The following is an 11,659-nucleotide window of genomic DNA, read 5'->3' as shown; positions in this document are numbered from 1 at the left end:
GGGATTTTATGGATGAATAAGCAATGCCGCAATCCCCATCATGGTCGCGTAAAACCCTTTCATTAAACACACTGGTAGTAAAACTCCAGTCTTTACCTTTACCCCTTATTCGGCGTGTGCTTCTGAGCGGTATCCTACTGCTGATTTGCCAGCAACTGACGGTGCTCGCCTGGCGTGTTCTGCTGCCAAACGATCCTCATCCGGTCAACATTACCGTCACGCCCGCCCAGGCCAAAGAAAAACCCGCCGCATCGGATGACTTTACGCTGTTTGGCCGCCCGCCTGACGTCAATCCACCGACAGTAACGGCAGCCGCGTTGAACGGAGATATCCCGCTTTCCACATTAGACATCACTCTTACCGGTATTTTGGCGAGTGAAGACGACAAACGGTCCATCGCCATTATCGCCAAAGATAGTCAGCAATACAGCCGTAGCGTGGGTGACGCGATACCGGGCTATGAGGCCAAAATTGTGACTATTTTTGCCGATCGTGTCGTCTTGCAGTATCAGGGGCGCTATGAAGCCCTGCATTTATATCAGGATGACGCCGAAGGGAGAAAACCTGAGCATATTTATCTGGCACCGGATGGAGACAACTAATTTTGTTTAGTAAAGGACAGCGGTTTTCTGACTGCAAATGGTTTAGCAACGCGCGGTGGAAAGGATTACGCCTGCTGGGAGGCGCCCTATGCCTGATGGTTTCTTCATTTGCCTGGAGTGCTGAGTTCTCCGCCAGTTTTAAAGGGACGGATATTCAGGAGTTCATCAATACCGTCAGTAAAAACCTGAATAAAACAGTGATCGTCGATCCTTCCGTCAGCGGCAATATTACCGTGCGTAGTTATGACATGATGAATGAAGAACAGTATTACCAGTTCTTCATCAGCGTGCTGGACGTATACGGTTTTACCGTTGTGCCGATGGATAACAACGTATTAAAGATCATTCGCTCGAAAGATGCGAAGTCAACCTCGATGCCGCTGGCCAGCGAAGACGACCCTGGCGTCGGGGATGAAGTGGTTACGCGCGTCGTGCCGGTCAATAACGTTGCGGCCCGCGATCTGGCCCCGCTGCTGCGTCAACTGAACGACAATGCCGGCGCCGGGAGCGTGGTGCATTACGAGCCCTCGAACGTGCTGCTGATGACCGGCCGCGCCACCGTGATTAAACGGCTGATGGCGATTGTTGAACGGGTGGATAGAACCGGCGATCGCAATGTGGCGACGGTGCCGCTTTCTTACGCATCCTCGCTGGAAGTGGTGAAAATGGTGAATGAGCTGAATAAAACCGATGAGAAAACGGCGCTGCCTGGCATGATGACCGCCAACGTCGTCGCCGATGAGCGCACCAACTCCGTGCTGGTCCGTGGCGAGCCAAATTCCCGTCAGCGAGTGATTGATATGATCAAACAGCTCGATCGGCAGCAGGCGGTACAGGGCAACACCAAAGTTATCTATCTCAAATATGCCAAAGCCTCGGATCTGGTTGAAGTGCTGACTGGCGTGGGCGACAGCATCAAGTCGGAGCAGGAAAATGCGTTGCCGGCGCTGCGCAAAGAGATTTCCCTTAAGGCGCATGAGCAGACGAACTCGCTGATTGTGAGCGCGGCGCCGGATGTTATGCGCGATTTGGAGCAGGTGATCGCCCAACTGGATATTCGTCGTCCGCAGGTGCTGGTGGAGGCGGTCATTGCGGAAGTTCAGGATGCTGACGGCATGAACCTGGGCATTCAGTGGTCGAATAAAAATGCTGGAATGACGCAGTTCACCAACACCGGCTTGCCGATTTCCACGATGGTGGCGGGTGCGGATCAGTACCGAAAAGACGGCACGTTCAATAGTTCGGCGGCGAACGCGCTCAACAGCTTCAACGGTATTGCCGCCGGGTTTTATCAGGGCAACTGGTCGATGCTGTTGTCCGCTTTGTCGAGCAACAGCAAGAATGACATTCTGGCGACGCCGAGCATTGTGACGCTGGACAACATGGAAGCCACGTTCAACGTCGGTCAGGAAGTACCGGTACTGGCAGGGTCGCAGACGACTTCTGGCGACAACATTTTCAATACAGTGGAACGTAAGACCGTCGGTATTAAGCTGAAAGTGAAGCCGCAAATCAACGAAGGCGACTCGGTGTTGCTGGAGATTGAACAGGAAGTCTCCAGCGTAGCCGATTCTGGGTCCAGCAGCAGTTCGGAACTGGGGGCCACGTTTAACACGCGCACCGTAAATAATGCGGTATTGGTCAGCAGCGGTGAAACCGTGGTCGTGGGCGGTTTGCTGGATAAAAGCTCGCGTGAAACGGCGGATAAAGTGCCCTTGCTGGGCGATATTCCCGTGCTGGGATACTTGTTCCGCTCCAACAGTCGTCAGGTATCGAAACGTAATCTGATGTTGTTTATCCGCCCCTCCATCATCCGCGATCGAAGTCAGTATCAGAATGCCTCGTCGGAAAAATACCACGCATTCAGCGAGGAGCAACAGCAGCAGCGCGATGTCAAACATGGCAAAGGCATGTTGAGCAACGATCTCCTGCGCCTGCCTTCAACGGGTAATCCTTACACGTTCCGTCAGGTGCAGTCCTCTATTGTGACGTTTTATCCGGTGGGGGGACGATGAGCGACGATTCGCCGCGAATGATTGAATTACGTCCGATATTGCCTTTCGCCTATGCGAAAGGGCAGCAGATTCTGTTGCTGCAAGGCGAAGGGGAGGACGATCGGCAAGCCATTTGTGTGGCACTGACGTCCGCCTCCGCGCTGCTGGAGGCGCGACGTGTGGCTGGGTTTCCGTTAAAGATTCAACGTGTGACGGAAGCGGAATTCGAGCGTCGACTGGTCGTCAGCTATCAGCGTGACTCCGAGGAAGCGCGGCGTCTGATGGAAGATATCGGTAATGAAATGGACTTCTATACGCTGGTCGAGGAACTGCCGGACAGCGACGATCTTCTGGATACCGATGACGATGCGCCCATTATTCGTCTGATTAATGCCATGCTGACCGAAGCGATCAAAGACAAGGCGTCGGATATCCATATCGAAACCTATGAACGCTATCTGCAAATTCGTTTCCGGGTGGATGGCGTGCTGCGCGAAATCCTGCGTCCGCAGCGTAAGCTGGCGTCTCTCCTGGTGTCGCGTATCAAGGTGATGGCGAAACTGGATATTGCAGAAAAGCGCATACCGCAAGATGGCCGCATGGCGCTGCGCATCGGCGGACGAGCCATCGACGTGCGCGTGTCGACTTTACCTTCCAGCCACGGGGAGCGTGTGGTCTTGCGTCTGCTGGATAAAAACAGCGTGCAGTTGGATCTGGAAGCGCTGGGGATGTCGTCCCGCCATCGGCAGCGGCTGGATGCGCTGATCCACCGTCCCCACGGCATTATTCTGGTTACCGGTCCAACCGGATCGGAAAAAGCACCACCCTCTATGCGGCGCTCAGCCGCCTCAACGCCGCGGAACGCAATATCATGACGGTGGAAGATCCAATCGAGTATGAGTTGGAAGGGATTGGTCAAACGCAGGTTAACGCCAAAGTGGACATGACCTTTGCCCGTGGATTACGGGCGATTTTGCGTCAGGACCCGGATGTCGTGCTGGTGGGGGAAATCCGTGATGGTGAAACGGCGCAGATTGCGGTACAGGCCTCGTTAACCGGTCACCTGGTGCTCTCCACATTGCATACCAACAGCGCGTTGGGCGCGCTCTCGCGCTTGCAGGACATGGGCGTTGAACCTTTTCTGCTCTCAACATCGCTGCTGGGGGTACTGGCGCAGCGTCTGGTGCGGACGCTGTGTCCCGATTGCCGTCAGCCACGGCGGATCGACGCCGTTCATGCGGAGCAAATGGGCGTACCGCCCGACACCATGCTGCATTATCCCGTTGGCTGTTCGCAATGTAACTTTAGCGGCTATCGGGGACGTATCGGGATTCATGAGCTGGTTGTGATTGACGACCGGGTGCGGGCGGCTATTCACCGCAGCGAGGGGGAAATGGCGATTGCGCAGATGTTGGGAACTGATAGAACCACAATCCGGCAAGACGGGCTGGAGAAAGTGCTGGCAGGGATCACCACCTGGGAAGAAGTGATCCGCGTAACCAAAGAGGGATGATATGGCGCAGTACCACTATCAGGCACTGGATGCACAGGGGAAGAAATGCCGCGGCACCCAGGAGGCGGATTCCGCGAGACAGGTGCGCCAATTATTGCGTGAGCGCGGTCTGATGCCGATTGCGGTGAGCGAAAGCCCAAGCGGGGAGCACAGATCAGGCTCTTCCGGCTTTTCTCTTCGGCGACGACACCGTATCGGCACGTCCGATTTAGCGTTACTCACCCGGCAACTGGCGACGCTGGTCGCCGCCGCCTTGCCGCTGGAAGAGGCGCTGGAGGCTGTCGCCAAGCAGAGCGAAAAACCTCACATAAGCCAACTGATGGCGGCGGTACGCGGCAAAGTCATGGAAGGGCATTCACTGGCGGACGCCATGAAATGCTTCCCCGGTAGTTTTGAACGCCTGTATTGCGCGATGGTGGCGGCGGGGGAGACCTCCGGGCATCTCGATGAGGTGCTCAACCGGCTGGCGGACTATACCGAGCAACACCAGCAGATGCGCAGCCGGATTCAGCAAGCCATGATTTATCCCTGCGTGTTGACTGTGGTGGCGATTGCGGTCGTGAGCATTTTACTGTCGGCCGTTGTGCCCAAAGTGGTCGAGCAATTTATCCATATGAAACAGGCGCTGCCTTTGTCAACGCGTTTGCTGATGGGCATGAGTGATGCGGTGCGCACGGTGGGGCCGTGGGTGGTTTTGGCGCTGCTGGCCGCGGTTATGGCGTTGCGCGTTTTGTTGCGTCAGGAAAAGCGCCGTATCGTTTTCCACCGGCGTTTGCTTTATCTACCGCTGTTGGGGCGTATTGCCCGCGGACTGAATACCGCACGCTATGCCCGTACGCTGAGTATCCTGAACGCCAGCGCCGTGCCGCTATTACAGGCGATGCGCATCAGCGGCGATGTCATGACCAACGATTACGCCCGTCATCGCCTGGCGCAGGCGGCGGATGCGGTGCGGGAAGGCGTTAGTTTGCACAAAGCGCTGGAGCAGACCGCGCTCTTTCCCCCCATGATGCGCCACATGATCGCCAGCGGTGAACGCAGCGGCGAACTGGACAGCATGCTGGAGCGGGCGGCGGAAAATCAGGATCGTGAATTCAGTGCGCAGATGACGCTGGCGTTAGGGCTGTTTGAACCTTTGCTGGTGGTGAGTATGGCGGCGATCGTGCTGTTTATCGTGCTCGCCATTCTCCAGCCGATCCTGCAACTGAATACTTTAATGAGTTCGTGAAAGAACCAACACTTGAGTGAGGAAAAGTAAGGATGCAACATCGTCAGCGTGGTTTCACCCTGTTGGAAATTATGGTGGTTATCGTCATTCTCGGCGTATTGGCGAGTCTGGTCGTACCGAACCTGATGGGGAACAAGGAGAAGGCGGATCGGCAAAAAGCCGTCAGCGACATCGTGTCGTTGGAAAGTGCGTTGGATATGTACAAACTTGATAACAGCCGCTATCCGACAACGGAACAGGGATTAAGAGCACTGGTGACAAAACCAACCGTGCAACCGGAGCCGCGTAATTTTCCGCAGGATGGCTATATCCGGCGTTTACCGCAGGACCCGTGGGGAGCGGAATATCAGCTCATGAATCCCGGTCAGCATGGCAAGCTGGATATCTTCTCATTCGGGCAGGACGGTATGCCGGGTACGGAAGATGATATCGGTAACTGGAACCTCAACGGTAAATAAACGTGTTATGAGGAAACAGCGAGGATTCACCCTGCTGGAAATGATGCTGGTTATGTTGCTGGCTGGCGTGGCTGCCAGTCTGGTGGTGATGGCATTCCCGGCTGAGCGCCGGAATGACGGCGCCTGGCAGTTGGCCCGTTTTCAGACGCAGCTGGCGCTGGCGTCTGAAACCAGCCAAATCAATGAGTTCATGCTGGGGGTGCGAATATCCCCTGACCGCTGGCAGTTTTATCAATTGCAGAGGGAAACCTCATCGGCGACGCTGACCGGGGAAGACGAACGCTGGAAAGGCTATAAATGGCGTCCCTGGCAGCCCCGCCGCATTGATTCCTCCATCGTTCTGCCTGATGCGCTGCGCCTGGAACTGCTGCAGGTGGATGGAAAGAAAATGGAGAAAAAACGCAGTGAGGATGAGCCTGACATTCTGATCCTCCCCGGCGGAGAAATCACGCCTTTCAAACTCCTGTTGCGATCCAAAAATAAATCCCAGTTGTACTGGCTGGAGGTGGATGTCAACGGAATGATAAGAACGTCGCTCGAACCGGGAGAGCAGCCATGAGCAGGCAACAGGGTATGACCTTAATTGAAGTGCTGGTGGCGCTAACGGTATTTGCTTTGGCTGGCATCGCCGTTTTGCAGACGACGGCAACGCAGGCGGGAAGCCTGAGCCGGCTTGAAGAGAAAACCTTCGCCATGTGGGTTGCGGAAAATCAACAGGTGCAGTTGCGGCTAGCACAGCGCTGGCCGGAAACCCATTGGGTAAAAGGGGAATCGCAGTTCGCGGGCCAGCGCTGGTATTGGCGTTGGCAGGGGGTGGAAACGGGCGATCCTCAGTTCCGTGCGCTGGATGTCGAAGTGCGGCGTAGTAAAGACCAACTGGCTGCCGACGGCACGCTACGCACGTATGTGGTGAAACAATAATGCCGAAGAAAATTGTCGCGGAACAATCACGGCGTAACGCGCGCCAGCAGGGTTTTACGCTACTGGAGGTGATTCTGGCGTTGTCTATCTTCGCGGCATTGAGCCTCAGCGCTTTTCAGGTGCTGAATGGGGTGATGCGGAACGATGAAATTTCCCAACGCAAAGCGGAACGTCTGGCTGAGTTGCAGCGAGCTTTCACCCAGATGGACCAGGATTTTTCGCAGATGATTGCCCGCGGAAGCCGCGGCAGCACCTCTCTGTTTTACGCCAGCAGGGATCAACTGAGAAGTGACGACTGGGGCATCAGTTTTATGCGTAATGGCTGGCAGAATCCGTTCGGTTTGTTGCCGCGTTCTGAGCTTCAGCCAGTCGCTTATCGGTTGCGCAATAACACGTTGGAGCGTCTTACTTATCCGCATCCCGATCCCATCGAAGGGTTGGCGCCGGGCGTAAAACCGTTGCTTACTCAGGTTGACGGGTTCCGTCTGCGCTTCTTTACCCATAAAACCTGGCAAGACCGCTGGGAGAATCCGAATCAGTTGCCGCAGGGAATCGAAGTGATCTTGACGTTAAGGGACTACGGCGAAATGTCGCGGCTGTTTTTTATCACCACCGGGCCGGTTAAATAATGTCGTCTCGCCAGCGCGGAGTCGCACTACTGGTTGTCTTGCTGATACTGGCCATGATGGTGACGGTAGCCGCTGTCATTGCTGAGCGCAGCGGCAAGGCGTTCTTACGGACAACCAGCCAGCTAAGCCGCCAACAGGCCGAATGGTATGCTCTGGGGGGAGAAGCGCTGGCTGGCGAAATGTTGCTGCGTGATGCCCTGAACGCGCCTGACGTTACGTCTCTGGTGCAAGACTGGGCGCAACAGGATCGCAAGTTTTCTGTTGACGGCGGCGAAGTGTATACACAGCTACAGGATGCCCGCTCCTGCTTCAATCTTAATTCGATCAATCAGGGCATCAGCGATGATGGCACGCAGGTGGAAGCACCTTACCCCGCGCAGGTGTTTCGCATGCTGTTGCAACATTTGGGGGAGGAGCCGGCGAGGGCGGAGCAGATGACCGCCGCCGTGCGCGACTGGATTGATGGTGATAGCCATCCCCTGACGAACGGCGCCGAAGATGAAATTTATGCCTCGCTGCCGGTGCCTTATCGCCCGGCAAACAGGGCCATGGGTGAGATCAGTGAATTGCGCGCGGTATACGGCATGGACAGCGATCTTTATCGGCGCTTATTACCGTATGTTTGCGCGCTACCCGTCGATACGATGTTGATAAACATCAATACGCTGACGGAATTGCAGGCGCCGTTGCTGGCAGCACTTTTTCTGAAAGAAATGACGGTGCCGCAAGCGATGGCATTAATACAGAAAAGGCCGCGTACGGGTTGGGCAAGCTTGTCTGTGCTTCAGCAAACGGGATTATTGCCGGCAAACAGCCAAAAGACCGCGCAAAAAATACTGACGGTGAAAAGTGAATGGTTTTTTGCACAACTGCATGTGCGCCTCGGTGACAGTGATTTTTATCAGGGAAGCCTGATTCAGCTCATCGGCCAACAGGCGCTGGTCGTGCAGCGGCAATATGGAGGATATAGGACGGTGAACCCATGAAGCAACACCCGCACATCAGAAAGCCTTGTCTGATCGTTCGGTTACCGGCGCAAGAGCGGGAAGCCATCGAATGGCAGGTAAGATCACACAGTGGCGATCATGTTCTGGCTGAAGGGGGCGGTAGTGCGGAGCAGGTGCGAGAATCACTCGAGGCTTATCCTGCATTGGCGTTTTCCCGAGTACTGGTGCCTGCGACCGAGGTGACTTTTCATGCGCTGACGCTTCCCCGGCAGGCACGGCGTCAACTGGCGCAGATGGCGCCGTTTTTGCTGGAAGAGCAGTTGGCCGCCGATATCGAAAAGTTGCACTTTGCTTTACTGGAACAGCAGGGGGATACCGCTACAATCGCCGTTGTGGAAAAAAGTCGCATGCGCCACTGGTTATCACAGTGCGCCGGGGTGGGGATCGCCGTCGACTCGCTGTTGCCCGATGCCTGGGTGTTGCCACGGCATAAAGATGGCTGGAGTGCGCTGAATCACAATGGTACGTGGCTGTTTCGACAGGAGAATGGTCACGTTATGGCCGCGGAGTCATCATGGTTCGCCGAACTGTTGGCCACGTTCGCGCCGTTGCCGGTAATTTACAGCCATAGCGCACTGCCTACTGCCGGCGGAGAACTGGCGCTGGCTTTGTGGCGACCTCAACCTGAAACCGATTTATTTACTCTGGCGGCGAAGGCGCATCTTCCGCCCTCTGCCGATCTGCAACAGGGAGAGTTTGCATCGGTTAAATCGTGGCGTCATACCCTACTTCCCTGGCGGGGTGTCGGGGTGGCGCTGTCCTGTTATCTGCTGCTACTGATCGGCGAAATGGGCTGGTCACACTATCAGCTCTATCAACAGTCGGCGTACTGGCGTCAGGAAAGCATCAACGTCTATCGGCGAATATTTCCCTCTGAAACGACGGTGATTAACCCACGGCTACAGATGCAGCAACATCTGCAAAGGGCGTCTGCGGCAAATGGGGCGCAAGGGTTGCTCAGCCAACTGACGGCGTTACAGCAGCTCATCACACAAAACGGCAACGTACGGATTCAATCCCTCTCTTACCAGGCGCCAGGCGCTGAATTGCGGCTGGCGTTGAAGGCGGCGTCGTATCAGGAGTTGGAACAGTTACAACAACAGGCTGCGGCGTACTATCAGGTTCAGGCGGGAGAGATGCGCCAGGAAAAGGGATATGTCGAAGGACGATTAACCTTAAGGAGTCTGCCATGAACGAATTACGCCAACGCTGGCATGCCTTAAACCAACGCGAGCAGCGTTTGCTGTCGGTCTGTGCCGGCATGTTGTTGCTTTGTCTGGCGTATTACGCGGTATGGCAGCCCTGGCAGATCCGCGAACGCCAATGGCAACTCGCCATTTCCCGTGAACGGCAGACCGTCGACTGGATGCAAAAGCAGGCTGCGACATTGCCTCCGGGCGGGCAAACGCAACAGGACGTCCAGAGCCGTGACACCAGCCTGCCCATTCTGGTGTCGCAGAGTACGGGGCGTTACGGCCTGACGGTCGTTCGGCTGCAACCGCAGGGCAGTCAGGTTTCGGTGACGCTGGCGCGCAGTGATTTCAACGTGCTCATTCGCTGGCTGAGTGAACTGGAGCGGAAAAACGGCGTAAGGGTTCTGACGCTGAACGTTGATGCCGTGGAGCAAAGCCCCGGCAGCGTGGATATTACCAGATTGTTGCTGGAGAGGGCGGATGAAGGGTAACGCGCTATGGCTGTTTATCTAAGAATATTCAGTGGCGTATTTCACGATAATTGCGCAGCGTTTCGCAATCGCCAACGCGCCTTTGTCTGATCCATTGGCGTATCATGCAGACTATGAAAGTATGGAGGCGGTCGGTTCAAAACGGGGCATTGTTGACTCAACGTCATTATTTATATATCGGGGGATTGGCATGGATGGGATAGTGGCATTTGCCGAGGGATTCCCCGCAGGATGGTTGGGGGCATTAGCGCTGACGGGTCTGATGGTGGGCAGTTTTCTGAATGTGGTGATTTACCGGTTACCCATCATGCTGGAACGCCGCTGGCAGCGTGAAGCCCGCGCCCAGCTTGGTTTGCCGCTCTCCGTTGATGAACCACGTTATAATCTCTGGTGGCCGCCTTCCGGCTGTCCGCATTGTCAACATGCCATCGCGGTGAGAGACAACATTCCGGTATTGAGCTGGTTATTGCTACGCGGACGCTCCCGATGCTGTCAGCAGTCTGTTTCCGCACAATATCCACTGATTGAAACGTTGACCGTGTTGATCTTCATGACCGCAGGGCTGCTGTGGCCGCCGGGCATGGCGCTGGGCGGCGCGCTGATTTTACTATCATTCCTGTTAATGCTGGCGGCGATTGATACGAAAACACTGCTCCTGCCGGATGTGCTGACGCTGCCTTTACTTTGGCTGGGCTTGATTTTTAATCTGTCGGGCACTTTTGTTTCATTGGGTGATGCGGTGATCGGCGCGGTGGCAGGTTACCTCTCTCTTTGGTTACTGTACTGGGGATTTAAACTACTCAGCGGAAAAGATGCGCTGGGATATGGTGATTTTAAACTGCTGGCGGCACTGGGCGGCTGGCTAGGCTGGCGAGCATTACCCAATTTGGTGCTCATCGCCGCATTGAGCGGGTTGGTTATCACGATGGTATGGCGCTGGGCGCGACGAGAAAATGCCGAACACCCCCTGGCATTTGGTCCCTGGCTTGCGGCAGGCGGGGTGATTAGTGTGGTGCTTAATGGGATAGGCGATATTTAATGTGATCGTGGGTAATCTGCCTGTTGAACCATTCCTTTCCTGGTAAAGCCGAATTCATGGCAAAGCGCGTCGGGTATAAAAATAGGCTGAAGGTGTTATCACCCCCAGCCTGCTTTACGTTTGCTATTCTGTATATCTCTTTCCGTGCCTTACAGTAAACTCGCTTCTGTCAGGCAAATGACCGGTTATTCCACCATCAGCATAAAGGTACTCACCCAAACAACCAGACAGAATGAGACACCCATAAAAAAATACTTCACCGATATATTCTCCAGCAGAAACCACGCCAGCAACGATCCCGATTGTGCGTTTTATTATGGAAGAGAAATGCGCGCCGTTTGCCATCTTGCAGCGGGAAAACACTTCCCCGTTGTCATCACCAGAGGTAACACTATTGATGACGGGATCGGCGCTCAATCTACGCCGAGTGCGGGGGATAATTCAAGAGGGGCATGGCACTATATTTACAGAAATAGCATTAAAAAGCGTTCAGTGCTAACCGCCGCCAAATGGTTAAAACAGGTGTACGATGAACATGCGGGGAAACCGGGATTTTATGGCCGCTTTCAGCCCATTTTTATGAT

At 55.1% G+C, this 11,659-nt stretch carries 12 protein-coding genes and 1 pseudogene; 12 read left to right on the top strand and 1 reads right to left on the bottom strand.

What is annotated here, in order from left to right; translation table 11 throughout:
• Window positions 1–23 precede the first annotated feature (23 nt).
• The 12 genes and pseudogenes from gspC to EH207_RS12150 all read left to right on the top strand — a co-directional run bounded on the left by gspC (window position 24) and on the right by EH207_RS12150 (window position 11,075).
• Entirely contained in the window at window positions 24–602 is a 579-nt protein-coding gene (gene gspC / locus EH207_RS12205) for a type II secretion system protein GspC (protein WP_137714233.1), read from the top strand.
• A gap of 95 nt (window positions 603–697) precedes the next feature.
• Window positions 698–2,617, top strand: a complete 1,920-nt coding sequence (gspD, locus tag EH207_RS12200; RefSeq protein ID WP_137714232.1) for a type II secretion system secretin GspD — start codon at window positions 698–700, stop codon at window positions 2,615–2,617.
• Window positions 2,618–2,634: 17 nt separating this feature from the next.
• Window positions 2,635–4,109, top strand: a pseudogene (gene gspE / locus EH207_RS12195) (type II secretion system ATPase GspE).
• A 1-nt stretch (window position 4,110) separates the two neighbouring features.
• Window positions 4,111–5,337 carry a type II secretion system inner membrane protein GspF gene (gene gspF / locus EH207_RS12190; protein ID WP_137714231.1) on the top strand — a complete coding sequence of 409 codons (1,227 nt, stop codon included), beginning with the start codon at window positions 4,111–4,113 and terminating at the stop codon, window positions 5,335–5,337.
• A 32-nt stretch (window positions 5,338–5,369) separates the two neighbouring features.
• Window positions 5,370–5,795 carry a type II secretion system major pseudopilin GspG gene (gspG, locus tag EH207_RS12185; protein ID WP_137714230.1) on the top strand — a complete coding sequence of 142 codons (426 nt, stop codon included), beginning with the start codon at window positions 5,370–5,372 and terminating at the stop codon, window positions 5,793–5,795.
• Between the two features lie 7 nt (window positions 5,796–5,802).
• On the top strand, window positions 5,803–6,354 hold the full coding sequence (gspH, locus tag EH207_RS12180) for a type II secretion system minor pseudopilin GspH (RefSeq protein ID WP_137714229.1): 552 nt from the start codon (window positions 5,803–5,805) through the stop codon (window positions 6,352–6,354).
• Window positions 6,351–6,716, top strand: coding sequence for a type II secretion system minor pseudopilin GspI (gspI, locus tag EH207_RS12175; RefSeq protein WP_137714228.1), 366 nt, complete (start codon window positions 6,351–6,353; stop codon window positions 6,714–6,716). Before gspH ends, gspI begins: the two co-directional genes overlap by 4 nt.
• Window positions 6,716–7,345, top strand: coding sequence for a type II secretion system minor pseudopilin GspJ (gspJ, locus tag EH207_RS12170; RefSeq protein WP_137714227.1), 630 nt, complete (start codon window positions 6,716–6,718; stop codon window positions 7,343–7,345). The genes gspI and gspJ overlap by 1 nt, the downstream gene beginning before the upstream one ends.
• Window positions 7,345–8,331 (top strand): type II secretion system minor pseudopilin GspK, encoded by a 987-nt coding sequence (gene gspK, locus EH207_RS12165; protein WP_137714226.1) that lies wholly within the window; start codon window positions 7,345–7,347, stop codon window positions 8,329–8,331. Before gspJ ends, gspK begins: the two co-directional genes overlap by 1 nt.
• A complete protein-coding gene (gene gspL, locus EH207_RS12160) occupies window positions 8,328–9,545 on the top strand; it encodes a type II secretion system protein GspL (protein WP_137714225.1) in 1,218 nt (405 codons plus the stop codon). The genes gspK and gspL overlap by 4 nt, the downstream gene beginning before the upstream one ends.
• Window positions 9,542–10,036, top strand: coding sequence for a type II secretion system protein GspM (gene gspM / locus EH207_RS12155; protein WP_137714224.1), 495 nt, complete (start codon window positions 9,542–9,544; stop codon window positions 10,034–10,036). The genes gspL and gspM overlap by 4 nt, the downstream gene beginning before the upstream one ends.
• 190 nt (window positions 10,037–10,226) lie before the next feature.
• Window positions 10,227–11,075 carry a prepilin peptidase gene (locus EH207_RS12150; RefSeq protein WP_137715343.1) on the top strand — a complete coding sequence of 283 codons (849 nt, stop codon included), beginning with the start codon at window positions 10,227–10,229 and terminating at the stop codon, window positions 11,073–11,075.
• Between the two features lie 185 nt (window positions 11,076–11,260).
• Here EH207_RS12150 and ypdK read toward each other — a convergent pair whose 3' ends face one another.
• On the bottom strand, window positions 11,261–11,320 hold the full coding sequence (gene ypdK, locus EH207_RS18625) for a membrane protein YpdK (RefSeq protein ID WP_425456729.1): 60 nt from the start codon (window positions 11,318–11,320) through the stop codon (window positions 11,261–11,263).
• Between the last annotated feature and the right edge of the window lie 339 nt (window positions 11,321–11,659).

This window comes from Brenneria rubrifaciens, assembly GCF_005484945.1.
GTDB lineage: Bacteria > Pseudomonadota > Gammaproteobacteria > Enterobacterales > Enterobacteriaceae > Brenneria > Brenneria rubrifaciens.
This window is presented reverse-complemented; position numbering and strand designations above follow the sequence as displayed.

Coding starts and splice junctions, on each gene's coding strand:
- gspF (WP_137714231.1), top strand. CDS start 4,111: ATGGCGCAGTACCACTATCAGGCACTGGATGCACAGGGGAAGAAATGC.
- gspI (WP_137714228.1), top strand. CDS start 6,351: ATGAGCAGGCAACAGGGTATGACCTTAATTGAAGTGCTGGTGGCGCTA.
- gspJ (WP_137714227.1), top strand. CDS start 6,716: ATGCCGAAGAAAATTGTCGCGGAACAATCACGGCGTAACGCGCGCCAG.
- EH207_RS12150 (WP_137715343.1), top strand. CDS start 10,227: ATGGATGGGATAGTGGCATTTGCCGAGGGATTCCCCGCAGGATGGTTG.
- gspH (WP_137714229.1), top strand. CDS start 5,803: ATGAGGAAACAGCGAGGATTCACCCTGCTGGAAATGATGCTGGTTATG.
- gspG (WP_137714230.1), top strand. CDS start 5,370: ATGCAACATCGTCAGCGTGGTTTCACCCTGTTGGAAATTATGGTGGTT.
- gspC (WP_137714233.1), top strand. CDS start 24: ATGCCGCAATCCCCATCATGGTCGCGTAAAACCCTTTCATTAAACACA.
- gspK (WP_137714226.1), top strand. CDS start 7,345: ATGTCGTCTCGCCAGCGCGGAGTCGCACTACTGGTTGTCTTGCTGATA.
- gspM (WP_137714224.1), top strand. CDS start 9,542: ATGAACGAATTACGCCAACGCTGGCATGCCTTAAACCAACGCGAGCAG.
- gspL (WP_137714225.1), top strand. CDS start 8,328: ATGAAGCAACACCCGCACATCAGAAAGCCTTGTCTGATCGTTCGGTTA.
- gspD (WP_137714232.1), top strand. CDS start 698: ATGGTTTCTTCATTTGCCTGGAGTGCTGAGTTCTCCGCCAGTTTTAAA.